The organism is Clostridium coskatii (assembly GCF_001675205.1).
GTDB classification, from domain to species: domain Bacteria; phylum Bacillota; class Clostridia; order Clostridiales; family Clostridiaceae; genus Clostridium_B; species Clostridium_B ljungdahlii.
This window is the reverse complement of sequence record NZ_LROR01000106.1, coordinates 30,603-54,548: the sequence shown is the minus strand read 5'-3', so window position 1 is coordinate 54,548 and position 23,946 is coordinate 30,603. Positions and strand designations below refer to the sequence as shown.

The window sequence follows — 23,946 nt, the reverse complement described above, 5'->3', positions numbered from 1 at the left end:
ATTTTGATGTATATTAAAATAGTAGAATACATAAGATACTTAATTTAATTAAAGATAGTTAAGTACTTTTCAATGTGCTTTTTTAGATGTTTAATACAAATCTTTAATTGTAAAAGAAATGCTGTACTATTTACTGTACTAGTGACGGGATTAAACTGTATTAATTATAAATAAAAAATAAGTACAGTTGTTTAAAATTATATTTTGTATTAAATCTAATAGTACGATGTAAGTTATTTTATACTATTGCTAGTTTAATAAAAAGATTTAATTATATACTTGAAAAGGAGAGGAATTTTTATGCGTAAAATGAAAACTATGGATGGAAATACTGCTGCTGCTTATATTTCCTATGCATTTACTGATGTAGCAGCTATTTATCCAATAACTCCATCATCACCAATGGCAGAACATGTAGATGAATGGGTAGCTAAGGGAAAGAAAAATATTTTTGGACAACAAGTAAAAGTTATGGAGATGCAATCAGAGGCTGGAGCATCAGGAGCCGTACATGGTTCACTACAAGCAGGAGCATTGACTAGTACATATACTGCATCTCAAGGCTTATTACTTATGATACCTAACATGTATAAGATTGCTGGTGAATTATTACCAGGAGTATTCCATGTATCAGCTAGAGCAGTAGCTGCAAATTCACTTAACATATTTGGTGATCACCAAGATGTTATGGCAACAAGACAAACTGGATTTGCTTTATTTGCAGAAAGTTCAGTACAACAGGTTATGGATCTTTCAGCAGTAGCCCATTTATCAGCAATAAAAGGAAGAGTTCCATTTGTAAACTTCTTTGATGGATTCAGAACTTCTCATGAAATTCAAAAAATCGAATTATTAGAGTATGAAGAATTAGCAAAATTAGTTGATCAGAAAGCTTTGAATGATTTTAGAAGAAGAGCTTTAAATCCAGATCATCCAGTAACTCGTGGTACAGCTCAAAATCCTGATATATACTTCCAGGAAAGAGAAGTTTCAAATACGTATTACGAAGCACTTCCAGAGATAGTTGAAGGATATATGCAAGAAATGACTAAACTTACAGGAAGAGAATATCATCTATTCAATTACTATGGAGCAAAAGATGCAGAGAGAATTATAATAGCTATGGGTTCTGTCTGTGAAACTGTAGAAGAAGTAATTGATTACTTAACCACAAAAGGTGAAAAAGTTGGATTACTTACAGTTCATTTATATAGACCATTCTCAATAAAACACTTTATGAAATACATACCAAAGACTGTTAAGAAAATTGCAGTCCTTGATAGAACAAAAGAACCAGGATCAATTGGAGAACCTCTTTATTTAGATGTTAAGAATGCTTTCTATGGACAAGAAGTACAACCAGTTATAGTTGGTGGAAGATATGGACTTGGTTCAAAAGATGTATTACCATCACATATTCTACCAGTATTTGAAAACTTAAAATCAGATAAACCTAAGGATAGATTTACATTAAGTATAGTTGATGATGTTACAAATACTTCATTACCTGTAGGAGAAGATATAAATACAACACCACAAGGAACTACAGCTTGTAAGTTCTGGGGACTTGGATCAGATGGTACTGTTGGAGCAAACAAGAGTGCTATAAAGATTATTGGAGACCATACAGATATGTATGCTCAAGGATACTTTGCATATGATTCAAAGAAATCCGGTGGTATAACAGTTTCTCATTTAAGATTTGGTAAATCACCAATAAAATCACCATATCTTATAGATAAGGCTGATTTTGTTGCAGTTCATAACCAATCTTATGTTCATAAGTATGATGTACTTGCAGGACTTAAAAAAGGCGGTAACTTCTTATTAAATACAGTTTGGACTCAAGAAGAATTGGAGAAAGAGTTACCAGCTTCTATGAAGAAATATATAGCAAACAATGATATTAAATTCTATACATTAAATGCTGTTAAAATAGCTCAAGAAATTGGACTTGGTGGAAGAATAAATATGATATGTCAATCAGCATTCTTTAAGATTGCAAATATCATTCCAATAGATGATGCTGTTAAGTACTTGAAAGAAGCAGTTGTAACTTCTTATGGTAAGAAGGGACAAAAAGTTGTAGATATGAATAACGCTGCTATAGACAAGGGTGTAAATGCAGTAGTTAAAATAGATGTTCCAGCTTCATGGAAAGATGCAGAAGATGAAGCAGCAGCTACAAAGGAACTTCCTAAATTTATAGAAAAAATAGTTAATCCTATGAATAGACAAGAAGGAGATAAACTTCCAGTAAGTGCATTTGTAGGAATGGAAGATGGTACATTCCCAGCAGGAACTGCAGCTTATGAAAAGAGAGGAATAGCAATAAATGTTCCAGAATGGCAAGTAGACAAATGTATACAATGTAACCAATGTTCATTTGTATGTCCACATGCAGCTATAAGACCAGTTCTTACAACTGAAGAAGAATTAGCTAAAGCACCTCAAGGATTTGAAGCTAAAGATGCAAATGGAGCAAAGGGACTTAAATTTACAATGGCTATTTCACCACTTGATTGTTCAGGATGTGGAAACTGTGAAGATGTATGTCCAGCAAAAGAAAAGGCTCTTGTTATGAAGCCAGTAGATACTCAGCTGTCAAAGACAGAAGCTTGGGATTATGCTGTTAATGCTGTAGCTCATAAGGATAACCCAATGAAGGATAAATACAGTGTAAAAGCAAGTCAGTTTGAACAACCATTACTTGAGTTCTCAGGAGCTTGTGCAGGATGCGGAGAAACTCCTTATGTTAAACTTGTAACTCAATTGTTTGGTGATAGAATGATGATAGCAAATGCTACAGGATGTTCATCAATTTGGGGAGCATCAGCACCAGCAACTCCATACACAACTAACTATAGAGGACATGGTCCATCTTGGGCTAACTCATTATTTGAAGACAATGCTGAATATGGATTAGGTATGTTCCTTGGAGTTAAACAGACAAGAGAAAGACTTCAGGATAAAATTGAAGAAGCTTTAAAGGGTAGTTTAAGTGCAGAACTTAAAGCTGCTTTTGAAGACTGGATTAAAAACTTTGCTGAAGGTGAAGGAACAAGAGAAAGAGCTGATAAAATAACAGCTTTACTTGAAAAAGAAAAGAGTAGCAATACTTTATTAAATGATATTTATGAAAACAGAGACTTCCTAGTAAAGAGATCTCACTGGATAATCGGTGGAGACGGATGGGGCTATGATATAGGATACGGCGGAGTAGATCATGTTTTAGCTTCAAATGAGGATGTAAATATTCTTGTACTTGATACAGAAGTATATTCAAATACAGGTGGACAATCTTCAAAATCAACTCCAACAGCTGCTGTAGCTAAATTTGCTGCAAGTGGTAAGAAGACTAAGAAGAAAGATCTTGGAATGATGGCTATGAGTTATGGATATGTTTATGTAGCTCAGATTTCAATGGGTGCTGATAAGAATCAGGCATTAAAGGCAATTCATGAAGCAGAAGCTTATCATGGACCATCACTTATAATAGCTTATGCTCCATGTATCAATCATGGCTTAAGAGTTGGAATGGGTAAGAGCCAGAGAGAAGCTAAGAGAGCTGTTGATTGTGGATATTGGGCACTTTACAGATACAATCCAGAATTAAAAGAAGAAGGAAAGAAATCATTTAGCTTGGATTCAAAAGAACCAACTACAGATTTCAAGGAATTCTTAATGGGAGAAGTAAGATACTCTTCACTTGCTAAACAATTCCCAGATCAGGCAGATGCATTATTTGAAAAGACTAAGAAAGATGCTCTTCAAAGAATTGCAGGATATAAAAAGCTTGATAGTGAACAGTAATCAAGTAAATTTAATAAAAAGTATCAGATGGCGTAAGCTGTCTGGTACTTTTTTGTGCCTAAAAAATTGGGTTAGTTAGATAACTAAATTTTAACTTAATGTAAGTAAATTCTGAAGTGTTTTTTAGAGGACAGTTGATAATTTACAGAGGACAGTGATTGTTGCTTTTCTTCCATTACACTACGGAAAGCCCTTAATTATTTCTCATAACTAGATAATTTTGTTGCAAGTCTTTAGGTTGTATCAATTGTCAATCCTCTATGATTTTTAAATTTTTCTTTGTGGTTTTAACAATAGAGTTTAGGATTTTATTTAGTTCTTTACATTTAATAATTAATTTCTCTGATGCATTAGCATCAATATATTTAGTAGCGATTAAAAGTCCTAACCAATACTCTGTTTCAGATGCTTCTTTAAGGGCTATATTCATCTTATTAAAAAAATCTCGTCTACTTTGAGCGTCTAGTCCTTCTTTTACGTTTGCTCCTATACTTATTCCTGATCTAAGAACCTATTTTGAAATAATGTATTCCATCTTTTCTTCAACCAAATATTTATATAAGTTAACAATTTCTTTTGCAAAAACAAAGGCTTTTTTATAAGTTAAGTTTTCTTTCAATTTTTAACCTCCTAAATTTATCAATTCATCTAAAATATTAGACTTATTCATATAAATTTATTCAGTTTTTTAAAATTTCAAACCTAGATTTATAAATTAAAGATTTTTCATAGTGCAGCGGAGAAAAATCTTCCTTCATTGTCCTCTGTCCTCTGTCCTCTGTCCTCTGTCAATTGTCCTCTGTTACCTGTTCTCTGTCCTCTTAAGAATAATACTTCGTATTATTCTTAAACTATCAAATTGAGATAGATTTATTATTATGGTAGAAAGATAAATTAGTTTGTCCATTTAAAAATATTAAAAAAATACTTTTATTATAGAGCAATTAAGGTTAAAATTAGAACATAACAGTTAAAAGGAGGTGAAGATTCCTGGCAAATATATTTGTAACATATCGCCAAATAATAAATGCCAGGTTTACTTTATGGATAAAGAAAATTTAAATGAATGCAACTGTGGCTGTACTAGCCAAGAAGAAAATTGTGGCTGTACAGAAACACACGAACATGAACATGATTGCGGCTGTGGATGCGGCTGTGAAGATTCAGATCCTTTAATAGTAGATTTAGAGGATGAAAATGGAGAGATAGTTTCCTGTGAAATAGTTGATGGTTTTGAATATAAAGAAGGAAAATATGCTGTAGTTGAGAATCCTGAGAATGGCTCTACTTATTTATTTAAAGTAGAAAATGAAGGAGAGCTTGTTATTCCAGAGGATAACGAATTTGATGAAGTTTCAAAATACTATGAGAAATTAATGGAAGAAGAATAATTAATTGGCGACGTATAGTCTTTCTAACTATACGTTGCCAATTAAAAAGTTTAAAGTTCACTTCCACCTTAAAACTTCAATCCCCTGGTTATCTTTTCTTGTGTAATTTATAAGATAAGGATTGCCTACCAATTTAAAGAGAGGCAAATCAGATAGTGAATCTGAGAACATATAAGAATTTTTGAAGTCAACTTCTATGTTGTCTTTTTTTAAAGATTCCATAAGCCTTGTTACCTTTTCTTCTCCTTTGCAATTTTGTCCGAGAATTTTTCTAGTATGCTTTCCATTTACAATTTCAAATCGTGTACCTATTATTTTATCAACTTCCTCTATTTTATATAATTCTTTTAAATAAAATTCTGCAGAAGCAGATATCAGATATATTTTATAGCCACTATTTTTAAATTTTTTTAAGGTATATAGAGCATCTTTGTAAAATATTTTACTTAGTCTTTTTTCGTAAAATTCTTTTGTGAGAAGTTCCATATCCTTTTCACGTATTCCATTTATAAATGAAATAAAATTTTCTTTAGCCTTTTTAGCACTAAAAACCTTCAGTACAAATAAAAGGGCAGACATAATGCTAAAAGGTGCGTATAATATGAGTCTAGGACGTTTTTTTACCATGAATATGTAAAATTCCATTAAGGTTTCACTATTTGTTAAAGTAAAATCTACGTCAAATATAGCGAGTTTTTCCAAATGAATCACTTCCTTATTTAATTATAATATCATACTTTGCTTCTATTAAAAACTTTATGTAATGTAAATGACTTTGTTTAGAATTATAATAGAAAAATTGCGAAACAATATTTTTAATTAATAGTTAAGAATGAAGAATTAATAGTTAATGTGGAAAACTTTCCATGAATAATGTAGAATATAATAGAGACTAAATGGCAACATTTAGTTAAATAATAAGAAAATATATGAAAGGGAGATTTGATTTACATGAGTGAGTGTATTGAAAAATTTTTTCTATATAATAATGAATTAAAAAACAAAGAACAATTTAAAGAGGCTGAATTTAAACATGGAAAGTCTATATATGAGGTAATACGTATTATAGATGGAAAACCTCTTTTTTTAAAGTTACATTTAAGACGTATGAAAAATTCAGCAAAAATAACTAATTTGAGATTATGGCTTAATGAAAAAGATATTAAAAATAGTATATTAAAACTTATAAAGGCAAATGAAATTTCAGTAGGTAATATAAAGATTATTTTTAATTTCTATGAAAAGAATACATTTTTGTCTTATTTTTTGCCTTATAATTATCCATCTCTAGAAGAGTATAAAGTGGGAGTAGACACCATCTTTTATCATGGAGAAAGAGAAAATCCAAATGCAAAAGTAATAAATTATGAGTTTAGAACTAAGGTAGATAGTACGATAAAAGAAAAGAATGTGTTTGAAGCTATACTTGTGGATAGTAATGGAAACATTACAGAGGGAAGTAAGTCCAATATATTTATGATAAAGGGAAATACTGTTGTAACTGCACCATTAAAAAATGTGCTTCCTGGAACTACGAGAAAGGTTGTAATGGATATCTGCAGTAAAATAGGGCTTGAAGTGTCAGAGAAAGAGGTAAGCTATAAGGATGTAGAAAAGTTTGATGCACTATTTATATCTGGTACATCACCAAAAGTACTGCCTATAAAAAAAGTGGAAAACGTTAAATTTGATTCTTCAAACAATAAAGTACTGCTTAAAATTATAAAAGCATACGATAAAGAAGTAAGGGATGACATAAAAAATTTTGATACAGATTAGAACATAGAAGGCTTAAGATAGATTATATATGATATTGAAGTTTTTATCCGATGGCTTTCTACTGTAACACTCCCACGCACACAGCGAAAGCGACTATCACCAAATCAAAGATTTGGGATATCTGCTTTTCTACCAAGGTGGGAGATAACAGTAGCTACGTCTCTGGATAATTCATCTAAACTTAGTGGGAAAAACAAATTCCCACTAAGCAAGATTCATTAATTAGGGGGAGATAATTATGAAAGAATTGTTTCATGGTACTTCACTAGAGGAATGCTTAGAATCTGCCAGCTGTAAACTAAATATGCCAAAAGACAAATTACAATATAAGATTGTTAAGAAAAGCAAATTACTTTTTAGAAAAAAAGTAATAATAGAAGTGTCTTTTGGGGAAGAAGACCAGAGTAATGTAAATTCTGTTACAGAGAAGGAAATTGTAAAAACAAATGAAAAAGATGGAACCATAAAATTAGAAAATGGCAAAATAATTGTAAAGGATCCTATTGAAGATGGGAAACCTGCGGTAATACATAGGGGACATAATATATCTATTTTTGTAGATGGAGCTGAAGTTAAGGATAAATGTGAAGTATTTAGTAAAAATAAAATAGAAATAGTTTTTGAAGAAGATGAACCAAAAAGACAAATGAATATATATCTATCTGATGATAGAATGAAAGCATATGCTGAAGTTAAATATATACCTAAAAACGTTTACAAACTGAAAGACAAAGATGAGAGTCATAAAGTGAATTTTGAAGGAGAAATAATTCAATCAATAAAGCCTCCTATGTATACAGTAAATGAAATTAAGAACGAATTATCTAATAATAAAGTGAGTTATGGTATAATGGAAGAAAATTTGAAAGAAGTTGTAAACGGTGATAAAAAACTTGTAGTAGCTTGTGGAAAAGAAGCTATAAATGGTGAGGATGATTTTCTAGAGAATAAGTTTGAAACCTCCGTAGTTTTAAAAGAAGATACGATTGGAAATATAGACTTTAAAAGTATAGGTACCATAAATGTTGTAAAAAAGGGAGATATAATTGCAATAAAACATAATGGCACTTTAGGCAAAGATGGATTTGATGTTACTGGAAAGGTTTTAAAATGTAAACCAATAAAACAAATTAAAATAAAGGTTGGAGATGGATGTGTACTTAAAGATGAAAACACCGTTGAAGCATCAATAGATGGTAAACCCTCCATAAAAAGCAACACTTATTATGTTCATCAGGTACACGAAATTAATGGAGATGTGGATATAAGCACTGGGAATATAAATTTTATAGGTGATATAATTATACATGGAAATGTAAAAGAAGGCATGAAAGTAGAATGTGGCAACGACCTTATTGTGGAAAAAGAAGTAGAAAGGGCTAGTTTAAATGCAAAAGGTGATATAAGTATAGGACAAACTGTTGTTAGCTCTCAAATATGTGGTGGCGGTGACAGTGTAAAGAAGATTAAGGCTATGGAACACCTGAGCAAATTTAATAAGAATATGGAACAGTTAGTGGGGGCCGTAAAAGAAATAAAAGACTATAATCTGCTTGGCAAAAGTAAAAAGGATGGAGAAATAATAAAAATATTATTGGAAAGTAAATTCAAGAAACTTATTAAGCTGGGCATAAATGTAATTGCGGACTTGAATGTTGAAAGTGATGATTATCAAGAGGATAAAATTGTAAGATTTATCAAAACCAAGCTTATAGGAATGGGACCTATAAGTATTAAAAGTTATTCCGAGTTAAATGAACTAATGAAAATTATTGAAGATAAAATAGAGGAACTAAAAGACACAAGGGCACTTCCTGTGAAAGTGGTTTTATCTTACTGTCAGGACTCCAATATACAGAGTTCTGGTGATATAATAATAAAAGGAAGAGGAGAATATATATCACAAATTGATGCCAATGGTTCCATTGAATTTTTGCAAGAAAAGAGTGTGGCAAGAGGGGGAATACTAAAAGCTGAAAATGAAATAAAATGTAAGATTGTAGGGAGTGTAGCAGGAGTTTCTACAAAGCTTCAAGTAGAAAGTAAGGGTGGAAATATATGGGCAGATGTGGCTTATCATAATACGGTATTTAAAGTTGAAAACAAGGAAATTGTTCTAGATTCTCCAAGTAAAGATGTACATGTGTATTTGAAGGAAGGGGATATAGTAGTTGACAAATTTGTTCTATAAAAATCCTGTTGCAAAATGCATGATTTATGCTATTTTAAGTAGATATATGCTATAATTATGTAATAATTGATTTAAATGAGGATTTATAAGGATGGCTAACAATATTATTTAAGGAGGATTTTAAATGGATGGCAAGGAAATAAAAGTATTGATATTTAGTATAAATGGTGAGTACTATGCTACAGATATTATGGAAGTAGAGAGAATTTTGGGTTATGAAGAGACTACGAAGCTGCCGGATTCTCCTAACTTTGTAGAGGGAGTCATAAATTATGAAGGAAATATACTTCCTATAATATCCTTGAGTAAGAGATTTGGTTTTGCTTCAGCGGAAGAAAGTAAAGAGGCTAAGATAATAGTTACGAAACAAAGTGGAAATAAAATAGGAATAATAGTTGATGTTGTATCTGAAGTTACTGATGTAAATACTGCAGATATAGAAGTTGCACCTGATATAGTGTCCCAAATATCAAAAAGATATATAAAAGGCCTCATTAAAATAAAAGATAATATAATAATATTCTTAAATCTTGATAAAATACTTACGGAGGAAGAAAAGGAGCTCATATAATTAAAAATTGAAAGGTGTATATTTATGGATATAAAAGAGATAAGAGTGGGAATAGCAGATATGAATACTGCAAGTTCTCCTGATAGAATTATAACCATTGGTCTGGGTTCCTGTGTAGGTATAGCTCTATATGATAAGGAAAAGTGTATAGGTGGGTTGGCACATATAATGCTGCCGGACAGCACTCAATTTACAAATACAAAAAATCCAATGAAATTTGCAGATTTAGCTATTCCTATTTTGATAGAAAAGTTAGAAGCCTTAGGTGTAAATAGAAGAAATTTAAAGGCTAAAATAGCAGGTGGGGCTTCTATGTTTAACTTTTCAGATAAAAGTGTAGTTATGAATATAGGAAGTAGGAATGGAGAAGCTGTAAAGAATATATTAAAAGAAAATTCTATTTCAATATTAGCAGAAGATCTAGGAGGTAACAAAGGTAGAACTATGATATTTGATACCAATGATGGAGGTGTCAAGATAAAGACAGTAGGAATTGGAATAAGGGAAATTTAAAAATTTAATGGAGTGATAATGCTTGGAAAAAATTAAGGTTTTAGTAGTAGATGATTCTGCATTAATGAGAAAAATTATTTCGGACATGATAGGTGAAGATGAATCTATAAGGGTTGTAGGAACTGCTAGAAATGGGGAAGATCTTTTAGAGAAACTATCGTTAAATTTTACTGAAAATAGTATGCCTGATGTAATAACTTTAGATGTAGAAATGCCAAAGATGGATGGAATAACAGCACTAGGCGAATTGAAAAAAAGGAATATTAATATACCTGTAATAGTTTTAAGCAGTGTCTCCAAGGAAGGAAAACAGCGTACTATGGAATGTCTTGATATGGGTGCTTTTGATTTTTTACCTAAGCCTTCAGGTACAATATCTTTGGATATAAATAAGGTTAAAACTGAGCTTGTAGAGAAGATAAAAGGAGCCTACCTGGCAAATACAGTTAAACCAAATAAAGCACAAGAAAATATGCAACTGTCTATATCAAAAAATGAAAAAGCTTCCACATTAAATGTCACAAGTTCAAATGTAGATAGAAAAATGAAAAAAGATATAAATGCAGTGGTGATAGGAGCATCTACGGGCGGACCTAAAGCACTTTATTCAGTTATAACACAATTTCCCCAGAACATGGGAGTGCCGGTATTTGTAGTACAGCATATGCCTGCAGGATTTACTAAGGCTTTTGCAGACAGATTGGATTCTAATTCAAAAATAAAAGTATTAGAAGCAGAGGATGGTATGAATGTTGAAAAGAATACTGTTTATGTAGCACCTGGTGGATTTCATATGGAAGTATGGAGAGATAAGAGAATACATTTGAACAAAGAACCTGCCATTTGGGGAGTAAGGCCTGCAGTGGATAAGCTATTTATATCTGCATCAAAAGTATATGGAGAAAATATTATAAGTGTAGTTTTGACGGGTATGGGAAGAGATGGAGCACAGGGAACTGTAGAGATAAAGGAAAATGGAGGAATTACACTTTCTGAAGATGAATCAACTTGTACTATTTATGGTATGCCTAAAGCAGCTTATGCCACAGGAAAAGTGGACTTAGTTTTACCAATAGACAAAATAGCAAATGAAATAGTAAAAATAATAAAGTTTGGTGGGAGGTAGACTTATGGATATGGCTTATTTTAAGCAGTGGGTTTTAAGAGAATTCAATATAAATTTAGCTGCATATAAACCAAACCAGTTACATAGGAGAATAAATAGCTTGATGTCCAGAGTAGGAGTTAAAAGTATAGATGAATACATAGAACTCTTAAAAAGGGACGGAGAGCAAAGACAGAAGTTTTTAGACTTTATAACTATAAATGTATCTGAATTTTTTAGAAATCCGGAGATATTTGAAGAGTTAAAAGTTAGATTAAAGGAAGAACTACTTCCTAGAAATAGTCCTTTGAAAATATGGAGTGCAGCTTGTTCAATTGGGGCTGAACCTTATTCAGTAGCTATGTATTTGGATGAATTGTCTCATGGAGTTAGACACACCATAATTGCAACAGATATAGATAACACTATAATTGAAAGGGCTAAAAGGGGAGAATATGTTTTATCAGAAGTAAAAAATGTAAAAAAGGAATATTTAGATAAGTATTTTACTATAAAGGACGATAAATATATTATAAGTCCTATAATAAAAAATTTAATCACATTTAAAAAGCATGATTTAATACTTCAAAATTATGAAAGTAACTTTGATTTAATAATATGCAGAAATGTGGTAATATATTTTAATCAAGATGTAAAAGATAAAATATATGAAAAGTTTAGCAAGTCACTTAAAAAAGGAGGACTACTATTTGTCGGGGCCACTGAAAGCATATACAATTATAGAGATTATGGCTTTGAGAAGGCTTCTACCTTTATATATAGAAAGCTATAAGGAGGGAATAAAATGGATACGTCGCAGTATATGTCTATGTTTCTAGAGGAATCAATGGACAACTTGCAAACACTTAATGAATCATTACTTCAGCTTGAGCAAGAACCAGACAACATAGATAAGGTAAATGAAATTTTTAGAGTAGCACATACAATAAAAGGAATGGCAGCTACTATGGGATTTAATGAAGTGGCTGAACTTACTCACAAAATGGAAGATGTACTATCTGAATTTAGGGATGGACAACTAAAAGTAAACCAAGATGTAGTTACAGTCTTATTTAAATGCCTGGATACTCTTGAGCAGATGATAAAAAATATAGAGGATGGAGTAGATGAAGAAACTCCTATTCAGGATATCATTGAAGAATTGGAAAAGATATCTGGTCAAAAAGATGAAAGTGAAGCTAATAAACCTGAAAAAGAAGATAATGTCCAGGAACAAAATGCTGCAGTGGAATCTAAAGGCAAAGATTCTATGGTAGAATTGAATGAATATGATATAAATGTAGTTAAACAAGCTGAGGACAAGGAATTTAACGCTTATGAAATAAAAATTAAACTTAGCGAAAATACTCTTTTGAAATCTGCAAGGGCATTTTTAATATTTAAGGATTTGGAAGCAGTAGGAGAAATAATAAAGTCTATTCCTGGTACAGAGGATATAGAAAATGAAAATTTTGAATTTGAAATATGCCTTGTTTTATTAACTAAAAGTACTTCAGAAGATGTCCATAAACTTTTGATGAACATATCTGAGGTGGAAGAAGTTACTGTGGAAGACGTGGACATTCAGGCAGAAAAAGCAAAAAAAATGGAATCAGATTCAGCTAAAAAAGAAGAAGAGATAAAAGTTAAAGCTGAAAAGAAAGCTGCCCAGGAAGTAGTAAAGCCAAAACCAGCAGCAGTAGCTCAAAAGAAAAGTAAAAATCCTCCTAAAAAGGAACCTCATAAAAAAATGCACCAGTCTGTAAGAGTTGATCTGGAAAGATTAGATAAATTTATGAATATGGTGTCTGAATTGGTTATAAATAGGACAAGAATGGAGCAAATTAGCAGCAGTTATAAGTTAAATGAATTAAATGAAGTTTTAGAACAGGTGGCAAGGACAACTTCAGATTTACAAGATTTAGTAATGAAGATAAGAATGCTGCCTCTTGATACTGTATTTAACAGATTTCCTAGGATGATAAGGGATTTATCCGTAGAACTGGATAAAGAGATGGAGCTTATAATTGAAGGAGCAGATACAGAACTTGACAGAACAGTAATAGATGAAATTGGAGAGCCTCTAATTCACTTGCTTAGAAATGCAGCAGATCATGGTGTAGAATCTAAAGAAGAAAGAATTGCAAAGGGAAAAGATCCTGTAGGAAAAATAAAACTTATTGCTTATCAGGAAGGAACTAAAGCTGTAATAAAAGTTGAAGATGATGGAAGTGGAATACCTGTAGAGAAGATAAGAGAAAAAGCAGAAAATGCAGGTATAAATACTGAAGGAATGACAGAAGCTGACATAAAGAATCTCATATTTATGCAGGGAATAAGCAGTAATACCGAGGTAACAGATATATCAGGAAGAGGAGTTGGAATGGATGTAGTAAAGACCAAAATATCCTCTCTTGGTGGAACAGTAGAACTTGTAAGTGAAAAAGACAAAGGATCATCTTTTATAATAAGGCTTCCACTTACACTTCAGATAATTCAAGTACTTCTTGTAGGTGTAGGCGATGAGACCATGGCTATATCTTTAAGCTATGTAGACAGAGTTATAGATTATAAAGATGATTTAGTGAAGATGACTAATAATAAAGAAGTTATAATATATAATGGAAATGTAATACCTCTTATAAGACTTTATGAAAAACTTGGTGTTGAAAAATCAGCTAGCAACAAAAATTATATAGTAATAGTTAAGGTAGGAGAAAAAACTGTAGGACTTATGGTAGATTCCTTACTTGGACAGAGGGAAATTGTTATAAAACCTCTTGGAAAGACACTGAAAAATTTGAAAGAATATATGGGAGCAACCATATTGGGAAATGGACTTGTAACTTTGATATTGGATGTTGCTGCCCTGGTATAAGGAGGAAAATAATGGACTATAAAAACCTTACTCCTATTCAACTTGATGCATTAAGAGAAGTTGGGAATATAGGTACAGGGAATGCAGCCACAGCATTATCTCAGCTTATAAATAGAAAAGTCGATATGACAGTACCTGCTATAAATATAGTGCCTTTTGACGACATCTTTACAAACATTGGTGAAGGTGAGGTAGTTATAGGCGTAATAGTTAGAATCTTAGGCGATATACCTGGAAATATACTGTTTATATTTGAAAAGAATACTGCTATGGATCTGATTTCTATGTTAACCGGTCAGAGGGAAGAGGAACTAAGTGATATGGGAAACTCTGTTATATGCGAAATAGGCAATATAATATCTAGTTCCTATATGAATTCTATAGCAAAATTTACTGGACTGCATGTAATACCATCAGTTCCAGCAGCTACTTGCGATATGCTTGGGGCAATACTTTCAACTACATTTATAGAATCAGGACAATATGATGAGTATGTTCTTGACATAGAAACACTTTTTATGCAAAATAATTCAGAGTTAAGTGGGCACTTTTATTATATTCCGGTGCCTGGTTCAATGGAAAAAATTTTAAGTGCTTTAGGAATAGGATAAATATTTAGTAGTAAATAATTTGGAGGGAAGAAAATGGCTAAAATATTAATTGTAGATGACGCTGCTTTTATGAGAATGATGATAAAGGATATATTAGAAAAGAACGGGTTTGAGGTAGTGGGGGAAGCAAACAACGGACTAAAAGCTGTGGAGTTATATAAAAAGGAAAAACCAGATGTAGTTACAATGGATATAACGATGCCGGATATGGATGGTATTGAGGCTGTTAAGGCAATAAAAGGATTTGATGCAGGTGCAAAAATTATAATGTGCTCTGCAATGGGTCAGCAGACTATGGTTATGGATGCTATAAAAGCTGGAGCTAGAGATTTTATAGTAAAGCCTTTTCAACCGGATAGAGTTTTAGAAGCAATAAATAAAGTAGTAGCTTCTTAATAATAAGAATATAATTATTTGTAAATTATTAAACAGATAATCAGAAATTAAAATTTTATGGCTGGTATAAAGGTAACAAGGTTTATTACGAAAACTATCAAGTAGAGTTAAATTTATTGTAAACTTTAAATAGCTAGGATAGTATACTCCATATATTTAATTTCTGATTTAATCTGGTAAGCAGAAAATTAAGATTTGAAATTTTATACAAGGATACTTGTTACATAGTTTGTGTACCTATGTATATGGAGGTGTAAATATGCAAGTTGTTATATTTAGATTAAATAACGAACAATTTGCTGTAGAAACAGCTAAAGTTCAAAGTATAAATAATTCTATGGAAATAACAAAAGTCCCACAGGCGCCAGCTTACATAAAGGGACTTATAAATTTAAGGGGAAATGTAATATCTCTCCTAGATATAAATCTCTTGATGGATATTCCAAAAGCTGAGATAAGTGAAAACAGTATACTTATACTGGAAATGGAAGACGAATTAGTGGGAATAACAGTAGATCAAGTAGATGAAGTTTTAGATGTAGAAGAAAATGCTATTGAAAAGATAAATGATGAAGGAAAAAAAGTCTATATAGAGGGAATAATAAATTTTAAAGATAGTATAGTTACTTTAATTGATATAGACAAACTTCTTTCAAATTAGAATTTTCTTAAGAAATGAGGGAAGAGAATGGCAGATGTATTATCACAGAATGAAATAGATGACCTTTTAGCTGCCTTATCTGCTGGAGAACTTACTCCAGATGAAGTACCCAAAGAAGAGGAAAAGCAGAAAGTAAAGCCTTACGATTTTAGAAGTCCCCAGAAGTTTTCTAAAGATCATATAAGGACTCTTGAACTTATTCATGACAATTATGCTAGAATAATTTCAAATTATTTAACTGCGCAGGTTAGAACTAATGTAAAAGTAAAAGTGGAATCTGTTCAGCAAATAACTTATGAGGAGTTTATTCATTCTGTACCTAATCCTACTGTTTTAACTATATTTAAAATGCCGCCTTTAAGCGGATCTGTTTTGTTTGAAGTAAATCCTCAATTTGTATTTCAAATTATAGATTTGCTCTTAGGGGGAAATGGTAAAGGAAAATACAAAGTTAAGGAATTTACTGATATAGATAAAAATATTATAAAGGTTGTAAATGCAGGGCTTATATCAAATTTGAAATTGGCCTGGGAAGATGTAATGCCTATAGAAACAGAAGTGGAGGGGCTTGAGACAAATCCTGCACTAAACCAGACACTTGCACCTAATGATCCTGTTGCACTTATAACTTTTTCAGTGGAAATGGGAAACAGCAGTACTTTTATAAACATATGCATTCCTTATTTGAGTATAGAAAAGGTACTTGATAAATTAGTAGTTCAATACTGGTTTCAGGACAGTGATGAAGATATATTGAATGAGTCCAGAGAGAAGCTTAGAAATAGGTTAGATATAGTTGATGTAGAACTCACTGCCATACTTGGAACTGTAGATGTTACGGTACAAGAATTTTTGAACCTTAATGTGGGAGACGTATTGACCCTAAAGGAAAAAACTACAAGCCCTGTGAAACTAATGGTGGAAGATAAGGTGTATTATTATGGAAAGCCTGGTGTAATAGACAAGAACATGGGCGTTGAGATATTAGATATTTTAGATAAGGATGTGGAAAATTATGAGTAATGGATTTCTTTCACAGGAAGAGATAGATGCACTTTTAAATGGAGGAGAAAGTACCCCGGATCCACCATCAGAAACAAATTCTCAAGATGACCCACAGTTGCCAGATATAGAGAAAGATTTACTTGGAGAAATAGGAAATATATCTATGGGATCTGCCTCTACAGCACTTTCTACAATAATAAACCAGCAGGTAAATATAACTACTCCAGTGGTAGTTGTAACTACCCTTAAAGAGTTGAAAAATGAATTTGAAGTTCCAAATGTTGCTTTGGAAGTTAAATATACAGAAGGTATAATAGGAGAAAACTTACTGGTAATGAAGATTACAGATGCGGCTGTAATTGCAAGTCTTATGATGGGCGGAGACGGTAAAATAGATCCAGATATTAAAGAATTAGGCGAGATAGAAATAAGTGCAGTATCTGAGGCTATGAACCAGATGATAGGGTCGGCTGCTACATCTATGGCTACTATGCTAATGAGGGAGGTAAATATATCCCCTCCTGTGTCTAAAGTATGGAATGATATTACAAAACCTCTTACTGAAGGAATAAGTGAAGATGAGACGGTTGTAAAAGTATCATTTTCCCTTAAAATAGGGGAACTAGTAGATAGTAGTATAATGCAGGTATTACCTATAGCTACAGCTAAAAAAGTAGTTTCTATAATGATGGGTCAGGAAGAAACTGCACCAGCGGAGTCAGCTCCTAGTGCACCTGAAAATGATAGTACTAGTACTGAACCTGAACTTGAGCCTCAACCTGAGTCTCAACCACCTATACAGCAGTCTCAGCCAGCACCAGCACAGTCTCAAATGGAGCAAAGGACACCGGTGTACGAGAAACCTATAGAAACAAATGTAAACAAGCAACCTGTAGAAGTCAGCCGGGCATCTTTTCAGCCACTTAGTGGATCGCAGGATACAGAAGTTGTCCCTAAAAATATAGATCTTATATTGGATGTACCTCTTGAAATATCAGTGGTACTTGGAAGAACAAAAAAGAACATTAAAGATATATTGAATTTAGGGACGGGTTCTCTTATAGAATTAGATAAATTGGCAGAGGAACCTGTGGAGATACTGGTAAATGGTAAGAAAGTAGCTTATGGAGAAGTGGTAGTAATAGATGAAAACTTTGGAGTTAGAATAACGGGAATTGTGAGCAATGAGGAAAAAATTAGATCTTTAGGAAGATAATATTACTATAAGTATGAATAAATTTAGAAATAAGATGTGTATGGTGAAAGCTATACACATCTTATTTTAATTTATAATATAATGAAATTTATTTGTGTATTAAAGTGGAAACATATAGGGACTTTTTATTTAAAATAAGCAATTTATATTCAATTCAAAGTATAAATATTAAATATATGTACTCGATAATGTTACTAGTAAAGAAAAATGATATTTGAAGTAGTTATGGTTAGGGGTGTATTTTTATGAAAATAAATGGGATCAATTCCAGTAAGCTGGTGAGCTTTTATAATAGGAGCAAAGTAGAGAAAAGTTTAAAGAGTGAATCAAACAGCAAGGATTCCATTCACATATCATCTATAGGAAAAAGTCTCAGCCCTTATTCCTTAGATGATAAATTTGTAAATTCTAAAGAGAGAGTAGAAAGCATAAAAAAGGCTGTAGCAAATGGAACTTATAAAGTAGATTCTAAGCTCGTGGCGCAAAAAATTATAGATAATATAAAGGGTAAGGTATAATTTGCATATACCCGGGAGGTGATGTAATTGGAACTGCAGCTGTCTGAGATTATGTTAGAAGAATATGAAATGCTTAAATCACTTTATGAAGCTTTAATTGAACAAAATAAATATCTTGTGGAAAGACAGGTGTTTTTACTAGATAAAATAGTTAAGGTCATAGAAGAAAGAAGTAGAAACGTAGCAAGGCTCGAAGTTGAAAGAAGAAAAATAACTGGTGACAGACCTATGAGAGAGATTATAAAAGAATCAGAAGATAAAAAATTAGAAAAAGTATATTTAGATATAGTTAACTTGCTTGAAAAGATGAAATTTCAAAAAGATACAAATGAAGCCCTTGTAAAACAGTGGCTTGGTTTTGCAAATCAGATGCTTAGGGCATTGAACCCAAACAGACAAGCAAAAACCTATAATGCTTTTGGAAGAAGCAGATAAATAAAAATAAGGAGTTGAATTAAATGCCGGGGTTATTTTCAATATTTAATACAGCAAAAAGTGGGCTTTTTGCACAGCAAACTGCCATAAATGTAACATCCCACAATATAGCAAATGCTAACACGGATGGATATTCAAGGCAGAGGGCAGATATGGTAACCACAACGCCCTATACTCTTCCAAGTATGGACAGTGCAGCTGGTGCAGGACAGCTTGGTACAGGGGTAAATATAGAGTCTATTGAGAGAATAAGGGATAGTTTTTTGGACTATCAAATAAGGGTAGAAAATGGGGCTAGTGGGCAATATAAAGCTCGTGATAAATACTTGAGTCAGGTAGAAAGCGTACTGGGAACAGATACTGGGTCAACAGGCAGTGGAATATCATCACTTATACAGAAGTTTTTTAGTTCCTGGCAGTCACTGTCTTCCTCATCTCAAAATGTAAGTACAGTGAAAGAGCAGGCCTATCAACTTACTAATGAATTAAACCACACTTATTCACAAATTTCAGATATTAAAACCAATACTAATACAGAAATAAAGAATGTGGTAGTAAATGTGAATACTATATTAGGAAAGATATCTAATTTAAATCAGCAGATAAAAGATACAAAAACGTCAGGACAAAACCCAAATGATCTTTTAGACAGTAGGGATTTACTTTTAGACCAACTCAGCAGTGAATTTGGAATAAGCATTACCGATAAAGACTATGATGGAATTGATGTGACTACTTCAAATAGTGCTTCCGTCGAAAAGGATAATGGATCTGCACCTTTGTTAGATGGTAAACCACTTAATATAGTTCAAACAGATAATCCGGATGATACAAACGTAGCGTCATTTTCCTATATAACAAATATAACACCTCAAACTGATTCTAATGGAAATGTTACAAAAGATAGCAATGGAAATACTGTGTATAAAGTAGATTATTATAAAAAAGGAGATATCCTCACAGATGCTAACAAAGTAACAATATATGTAGGTATGACGTCAGATCAAGAAAAAGAAATGGATGAAAATAGGGTACTTTGGGCTGATCAAAATGGAGTTGCCTATAAGGTTACAGGAGGGCAGGATCCTTCAGGCAAAGCAGCAGTTGCTGATGGAGAAAAATTAGATGGTACTTCTACAGATCCCATAAGCTTTAGTGAGCTTGCTCTTTTTAGACCTCCAACAGGCGAACTCAAAGGTTATACATCAGTACAAAAGAATATAGATGATTATCAAGATGAACTCAACAAACTTGCAAAGGGAATGGCACTTTCAGTAAATGCAATAATAAGCCAGAGCAGTACCTGGGTAGCAGATAATGTTACGGATGGTTCTGCAGAAGGTGGAATAAATAATTTCTTTGTAAATGCAGATCAAAAAGATTCATCTAAATATTCAGCAGCAGATGAAAATAATATAACAGCAGCCAATATAACGGTGAATGTGGAAATAATGAATGATCCATCTAAAATAAAAGTAGATACCAAATATGATTCAAAAGGAAATTCATTGAGCACTAGCACTGATGGAAATAGGGCAGTAGCTGTAGCACAGCTTGCCAACAGTATTATGAATATTGGAAGCATAACAAGTGATAGTAGTAGAAGTGATTTATTAAAAGGTATATTTACATCAGATAGTACAATAAACAATGTATATTCTATAGGAAAAGTAAATGGAGGATCTACTTTAGATAACTATTTTAATGACTTAGTAAATAAAGTTGGTAGCAATGAACAGGAAGCTAAACAAACAGTACAAACGCAATCTGGTCAGCTTCAAAGCTATATTCAGTCTAGGGAAGCGAATTCTGGAGTATCAATTGATGAAGAAATGACAAATCTCATTCAATTTCAGCACTGTTATCAGGCAAATGCAAAGATGATATCCACAGTGGATGAACTTTTGGATGTGGTTATAAACCAACTTAAACGATAGATAACAAAGTTCAAATATCAAATAACAATTATATTTTTTCTTTGATATTTGAACCTTGAAATAAAGGATGTGATTGAGTTTTGAGAATAACAAATAAAACACTATCGGACAATTTTTTAGCAGATATGCAGAGAAATCTTGAAAATTTAAGTAAAATACAGCAGCAGGTATCTTCTACAAAGAATTTTTCAAAGCCTTCTGATGATCCAATAAATGTTGAAAGAGCTATGCAGCTTCAAAGCTCTGTAGATTATACCACTCAGTATGGTTCTAATATAAAAACTGCAAATACATGGATGCAAACCACAGACACTACTTTAGGGCAAATAGGAACTGTACTTAGTAATATAAGAAATAATTTAGAGCAAGCAGGTGGAGTTTATACACAAGATGAAAAAGATAAAATTAATGATGCAGTGAGCCAGGAAGTGCAGCAGCTTGCCACATTGCTTAATACGAACTTTCAAGGTGAATATATATTTGGAGGAACCACAGGACTTTCAAAGCCAATAACTACAACTACTGATGCTAATGGAATTGTGACGTTAGAGTATGCTGACAAGGATGGAAATGCTGTAAGTAATCTTCCGTCAGTGGTATCCAGTGGATTTCATGTTAGTAATTGGGCTGGCAAAAGTATAACTTTTTCTGATGGAACCAATACATTAACTGTAAATCCTTCAGGTTCAAGTATAGATGAAGTAATTAAAAATTTAAATTCTGGAATACAAGGTGATCCCAATTTTAAAGATAAAATTAATGTAGTAAAAACCAATGATGGAAATGTAAAATTTATATCTGTAAATAGTAATGATAATATAAAAATAACTGCTTCAGATATATCTGATCTATCATCTGCAGTTGGAAAGCAATTTTCTAATATGACTATGGAAAATATAGGGGCGGATAAAAATATAGAAATTTCCCAAGGAGTAGTGTTATCATATAATGCTACAGCATCAGATATAATGCAATATGGAAGTAACTATAATACAACTTCAGGAGACAGCATAAATGCACTTATGAATAGGATACAACATCATTTAGCAGGACAAGTTTTAACTGATGCGGTAGCTAGCGATCCAGGTGCAATAAATATACCAGATTCAAATGGGGCAGCCCATTATTATGTGTGGAAAAAGGATGAAGACGCTGCAAAGAAAGAACTAATGGGTCAGGATCTTACAGATATAGATGCAGCCTCAAAAAAGGTTCTTCAGGTTCGTTCGAAGATTGGTGCAAAAGAAAAGAGAATGAGTGACTTGAGTACCCAAAACGAAGCTTCAATAACTGACTTAAAAGAAGTACTTTCAAAAACAGAAGATATAGACATTACTGAAAAAACCATAGAATATTATACATCTATTACAGTTTATCAGGCATGTCTTCAAACTGGTGGAAAAGTAATACAGCCTACACTTTTGGATTATATTAGATAGAGTCAATAATTAATTGAACATAGAGGGAGATAATAATGAAATTAAACACAAAATATCATGGAGTACTAAACTATGAAAATGAAGATATACTAATGTTTCAAAAAGGAATTCCTGGCTTTGAAAACTTGAAAAAATTTATACTGGTTCCTGCAGAGGAAAATAATTTATTTTATATACTTCATTCTATTGAAGATGTTAATATAGGAATTGTGGTAGTTTCACCCTTTAATGTATTGAAAAATTATGAATTTGATTTGAACGAAATTAAGGTATGTGAGCTTAATATAAAAAGCCAAAAAGATATTATTGTAGTAAATACAGTTAATTTAAGTACTAAGCTAGAAAATATAACAGTTAATTTAAAAGCTCCCATAATAATAAATAAGAATGAAAATATTGGGGAACAATTAATACTGGATAATGTAGATTATCCAATAAAATACCCACTTTTTAAGGGGGAGTTTTAATTGCTAGTTATAAGTAGAAAAAAAGGTGAGTCACTTCGTATAGGAGAAGATATAGAAATAACTATTGTAAAAATAGAAGAAGGAAGTGTTAAACTTTCTATATCTGCACCTAGAAATATAACAATACTTAGAAAAGAACTTTACAAGGAAGTAGAAGAGGAAAATAAGAATGCAGCGGCTTCAGATATGAGCGTGTTAAAAAAGATAAAAAAATAGTTTTATTAAAGAATTATAAAGAGGTGTTTGGCATGGAAGTTAAAGATGTAGGTCAAGGAAGACAGCTATCTTTAGGTTTTAATACATCTAGTGATGTTTTGCAAACTCAACAAAATGCAGATGTAGCTAACAAAACTGTGGATAATAAATTCTCAAATAGTGAAAATGTAAATGAAAAAGATGTAAAAAGAGCTGTGGATAAAATAAACAAGCTAATGGAAGATACACCTACTCATTTGAGATATGAGGTGTATGGAAAATTTAAAGATATAATGGTAAGCATAGTAGATAATAATACTGATAAAGTAATAAAAGAAATACCACCTAAGAGTATAGTTGATATGGTAGATAAACTTTGTGAATTGGCTGGAGTTTTTCTGGATAAAAAAGTTTAAGGTATTGATATTATTCTAGGGGGGATTTTAATGGAATTTAGGTTAAATAAAATAGATTCAGAAGTTCGTCGCAGAGTAAAAGAAACTACAAGTGCAGGAAAAGTTCATAATAAATCAGGGATTTTTATAAATAAAGACTATAAAGGTAAGGAAAAAAATAATCAGGGAGATTTTAAATCAGAACTTACCAAATACAAACAGAGCAAAAGTAAAAAACGTATTTTTGTAGAAGCAAGTAAAGTGGAAAAAGTTGAAGTAAAAGCCTTTAAAGAAGAGAAGGAAAACCTTTCAATTGATAACGAAAGAGGAAACATTTTAGATGTTAAGAAATAATTAATAATTAATAATTAATAGTTGAGATAGTATAATTATTGACTATACACTATTAATTCAATAAGGGAGGTTTATT

The 23,946-nt window shown here is 32.0% G+C and carries 23 protein-coding genes and 1 pseudogene; 22 read left to right on the top strand and 2 right to left on the bottom strand.

The window, feature by feature from the left end; genetic code table 11:
• Window positions 1-300: 300 nt before the first annotated feature.
• Complete coding sequence (nifJ, locus tag CLCOS_RS20900; RefSeq protein ID WP_063600785.1) at window positions 301-3,813, top strand: pyruvate:ferredoxin (flavodoxin) oxidoreductase; 3,513 nt, start codon at window positions 301-303, stop codon at window positions 3,811-3,813.
• 250 nt (window positions 3,814-4,063) lie between these two features.
• Here nifJ and CLCOS_RS20895 read toward each other — a convergent pair.
• Window positions 4,064-4,432: pseudogene (locus tag CLCOS_RS20895) on the bottom strand (four helix bundle protein).
• A 424-nt stretch (window positions 4,433-4,856) separates the two neighbouring features.
• Between CLCOS_RS20895 and CLCOS_RS20890 the strand changes: the two are divergent.
• A complete protein-coding gene (locus tag CLCOS_RS20890) occupies window positions 4,857-5,204 on the top strand; it encodes a DUF1292 domain-containing protein (RefSeq protein ID WP_013237600.1) in 348 nt (115 codons plus the stop codon).
• Between the two features lie 57 nt (window positions 5,205-5,261).
• Here the strand turns inward: CLCOS_RS20890 and CLCOS_RS20885 are convergent, their stop codons facing one another.
• Window positions 5,262-5,906, bottom strand: a complete 645-nt coding sequence (locus CLCOS_RS20885) for an HAD-IB family hydrolase (protein WP_013237601.1) — start codon at window positions 5,904-5,906, stop codon at window positions 5,262-5,264.
• Window positions 5,907-6,155: 249 nt separating this feature from the next.
• Here CLCOS_RS20885 and CLCOS_RS20880 point away from each other — a divergent pair, with 249 nt between their 5' ends.
• The 20 genes from CLCOS_RS20880 (at window position 6,156) to CLCOS_RS20785 (ending at window position 23,870) form a co-directional block, all read left to right on the top strand.
• A complete protein-coding gene (locus CLCOS_RS20880) occupies window positions 6,156-6,983 on the top strand; it encodes an aminotransferase class IV (RefSeq protein ID WP_013237602.1) in 828 nt (275 codons plus the stop codon).
• Between the two features lie 238 nt (window positions 6,984-7,221).
• Window positions 7,222-9,174, top strand: coding sequence for a DUF342 domain-containing protein (locus CLCOS_RS20875; protein WP_063600786.1), 1,953 nt, complete (start codon window positions 7,222-7,224; stop codon window positions 9,172-9,174).
• 124 nt (window positions 9,175-9,298) lie between these two features.
• Entirely contained in the window at window positions 9,299-9,745 is a 447-nt protein-coding gene (locus tag CLCOS_RS20870; protein ID WP_013237604.1) for a chemotaxis protein CheW, read from the top strand.
• Between the two features lie 24 nt (window positions 9,746-9,769).
• The gene (locus tag CLCOS_RS20865; protein WP_013237605.1) at window positions 9,770-10,258 is read left to right on the top strand and encodes a chemotaxis protein CheD; all 489 of its coding nucleotides are present in this window, start codon (window positions 9,770-9,772) and stop codon (window positions 10,256-10,258) included.
• Between the two features lie 22 nt (window positions 10,259-10,280).
• Window positions 10,281-11,384 (top strand): protein-glutamate methylesterase/protein-glutamine glutaminase, encoded by a 1,104-nt coding sequence (locus tag CLCOS_RS20860; protein WP_063600787.1) that lies wholly within the window; start codon window positions 10,281-10,283, stop codon window positions 11,382-11,384.
• Window positions 11,385-11,388: 4 nt separating this feature from the next.
• Entirely contained in the window at window positions 11,389-12,156 is a 768-nt protein-coding gene (locus CLCOS_RS20855; RefSeq protein WP_013237607.1) for a CheR family methyltransferase, read from the top strand.
• A 12-nt stretch (window positions 12,157-12,168) separates the two neighbouring features.
• Complete coding sequence (locus CLCOS_RS20850) at window positions 12,169-14,241, top strand: chemotaxis protein CheA (RefSeq protein WP_013237608.1); 2,073 nt, start codon at window positions 12,169-12,171, stop codon at window positions 14,239-14,241.
• A gap of 11 nt (window positions 14,242-14,252) precedes the next feature.
• On the top strand, window positions 14,253-14,852 hold the full coding sequence (locus tag CLCOS_RS20845) for a chemotaxis protein CheC (RefSeq protein WP_013237609.1): 600 nt from the start codon (window positions 14,253-14,255) through the stop codon (window positions 14,850-14,852).
• A 33-nt stretch (window positions 14,853-14,885) separates the two neighbouring features.
• Entirely contained in the window at window positions 14,886-15,248 is a 363-nt protein-coding gene (locus tag CLCOS_RS20840; RefSeq protein ID WP_013237610.1) for a response regulator, read from the top strand.
• 259 nt (window positions 15,249-15,507) lie between these two features.
• The gene (locus CLCOS_RS20835) at window positions 15,508-15,909 is read left to right on the top strand and encodes a chemotaxis protein CheW (protein WP_013237611.1); all 402 of its coding nucleotides are present in this window, start codon (window positions 15,508-15,510) and stop codon (window positions 15,907-15,909) included.
• Window positions 15,910-15,936: 27 nt separating this feature from the next.
• Window positions 15,937-16,932 carry a flagellar motor switch protein FliM gene (gene fliM / locus CLCOS_RS20830; protein WP_013237612.1) on the top strand — a complete coding sequence of 332 codons (996 nt, stop codon included), beginning with the start codon at window positions 15,937-15,939 and terminating at the stop codon, window positions 16,930-16,932.
• Window positions 16,925-18,130: a flagellar motor switch phosphatase FliY gene (fliY, locus tag CLCOS_RS20825; RefSeq protein WP_063600788.1), complete on the top strand. Its 1,206-nt coding sequence runs from the start codon at window positions 16,925-16,927 to the stop codon at window positions 18,128-18,130. Before fliM ends, fliY begins: the two co-directional genes overlap by 8 nt.
• A gap of 245 nt (window positions 18,131-18,375) precedes the next feature.
• The gene (gene flgM, locus CLCOS_RS20820; RefSeq protein WP_013237614.1) at window positions 18,376-18,648 is read left to right on the top strand and encodes a flagellar biosynthesis anti-sigma factor FlgM; all 273 of its coding nucleotides are present in this window, start codon (window positions 18,376-18,378) and stop codon (window positions 18,646-18,648) included.
• A 27-nt stretch (window positions 18,649-18,675) separates the two neighbouring features.
• A complete protein-coding gene (gene flgN, locus CLCOS_RS20815) occupies window positions 18,676-19,083 on the top strand; it encodes a flagellar export chaperone FlgN (protein ID WP_063600789.1) in 408 nt (135 codons plus the stop codon).
• 23 nt (window positions 19,084-19,106) lie between these two features.
• Complete coding sequence (gene flgK, locus CLCOS_RS20810; protein WP_063600790.1) at window positions 19,107-21,020, top strand: flagellar hook-associated protein FlgK; 1,914 nt, start codon at window positions 19,107-19,109, stop codon at window positions 21,018-21,020.
• A gap of 80 nt (window positions 21,021-21,100) precedes the next feature.
• A complete protein-coding gene (gene flgL / locus CLCOS_RS20805) occupies window positions 21,101-22,459 on the top strand; it encodes a flagellar hook-associated protein FlgL (RefSeq protein WP_063600791.1) in 1,359 nt (452 codons plus the stop codon).
• A 35-nt stretch (window positions 22,460-22,494) separates the two neighbouring features.
• Complete coding sequence (fliW, locus tag CLCOS_RS20800) at window positions 22,495-22,926, top strand: flagellar assembly protein FliW (protein WP_063600792.1); 432 nt, start codon at window positions 22,495-22,497, stop codon at window positions 22,924-22,926.
• Window positions 22,927-23,142, top strand: a complete 216-nt coding sequence (gene csrA / locus CLCOS_RS20795; protein ID WP_063600793.1) for a carbon storage regulator CsrA — start codon at window positions 22,927-22,929, stop codon at window positions 23,140-23,142.
• A 32-nt stretch (window positions 23,143-23,174) separates the two neighbouring features.
• Window positions 23,175-23,537: a flagellar protein FlaG gene (locus CLCOS_RS20790; protein WP_063600794.1), complete on the top strand. Its 363-nt coding sequence runs from the start codon at window positions 23,175-23,177 to the stop codon at window positions 23,535-23,537.
• A gap of 30 nt (window positions 23,538-23,567) precedes the next feature.
• A complete protein-coding gene (locus tag CLCOS_RS20785; protein WP_063600795.1) occupies window positions 23,568-23,870 on the top strand; it encodes a hypothetical protein in 303 nt (100 codons plus the stop codon).
• Window positions 23,871-23,946: the final 76 nt, after the last annotated feature.

What these genes read in the sequence shown, in the direction of transcription:
- CLCOS_RS20890 (WP_013237600.1), top strand. Translation starts at nt 4,857, where the DNA reads ATGGATAAAGAAAATTTAAATGAATGCAACTGTGGCTGTACTAGCCAA.
- CLCOS_RS20850 (WP_013237608.1), top strand. Translation starts at nt 12,169, where the DNA reads ATGGATACGTCGCAGTATATGTCTATGTTTCTAGAGGAATCAATGGAC.
- CLCOS_RS20880 (WP_013237602.1), top strand. Translation starts at nt 6,156, where the DNA reads ATGAGTGAGTGTATTGAAAAATTTTTTCTATATAATAATGAATTAAAA.
- CLCOS_RS20840 (WP_013237610.1), top strand. Translation starts at nt 14,886, where the DNA reads ATGGCTAAAATATTAATTGTAGATGACGCTGCTTTTATGAGAATGATG.
- CLCOS_RS20875 (WP_063600786.1), top strand. Translation starts at nt 7,222, where the DNA reads ATGAAAGAATTGTTTCATGGTACTTCACTAGAGGAATGCTTAGAATCT.
- fliW (WP_063600792.1), top strand. Translation starts at nt 22,495, where the DNA reads ATGAAATTAAACACAAAATATCATGGAGTACTAAACTATGAAAATGAA.
- fliM (WP_013237612.1), top strand. Translation starts at nt 15,937, where the DNA reads ATGGCAGATGTATTATCACAGAATGAAATAGATGACCTTTTAGCTGCC.
- flgK (WP_063600790.1), top strand. Translation starts at nt 19,107, where the DNA reads ATGCCGGGGTTATTTTCAATATTTAATACAGCAAAAAGTGGGCTTTTT.
- CLCOS_RS20835 (WP_013237611.1), top strand. Translation starts at nt 15,508, where the DNA reads ATGCAAGTTGTTATATTTAGATTAAATAACGAACAATTTGCTGTAGAA.
- CLCOS_RS20865 (WP_013237605.1), top strand. Translation starts at nt 9,770, where the DNA reads ATGGATATAAAAGAGATAAGAGTGGGAATAGCAGATATGAATACTGCA.
- nifJ (WP_063600785.1), top strand. Translation starts at nt 301, where the DNA reads ATGCGTAAAATGAAAACTATGGATGGAAATACTGCTGCTGCTTATATT.
- CLCOS_RS20790 (WP_063600794.1), top strand. Translation starts at nt 23,175, where the DNA reads ATGGAAGTTAAAGATGTAGGTCAAGGAAGACAGCTATCTTTAGGTTTT.
- fliY (WP_063600788.1), top strand. Translation starts at nt 16,925, where the DNA reads ATGAGTAATGGATTTCTTTCACAGGAAGAGATAGATGCACTTTTAAAT.
- CLCOS_RS20845 (WP_013237609.1), top strand. Translation starts at nt 14,253, where the DNA reads ATGGACTATAAAAACCTTACTCCTATTCAACTTGATGCATTAAGAGAA.
- CLCOS_RS20785 (WP_063600795.1), top strand. Translation starts at nt 23,568, where the DNA reads ATGGAATTTAGGTTAAATAAAATAGATTCAGAAGTTCGTCGCAGAGTA.
- CLCOS_RS20870 (WP_013237604.1), top strand. Translation starts at nt 9,299, where the DNA reads ATGGATGGCAAGGAAATAAAAGTATTGATATTTAGTATAAATGGTGAG.
- CLCOS_RS20855 (WP_013237607.1), top strand. Translation starts at nt 11,389, where the DNA reads ATGGATATGGCTTATTTTAAGCAGTGGGTTTTAAGAGAATTCAATATA.
- flgM (WP_013237614.1), top strand. Translation starts at nt 18,376, where the DNA reads ATGAAAATAAATGGGATCAATTCCAGTAAGCTGGTGAGCTTTTATAAT.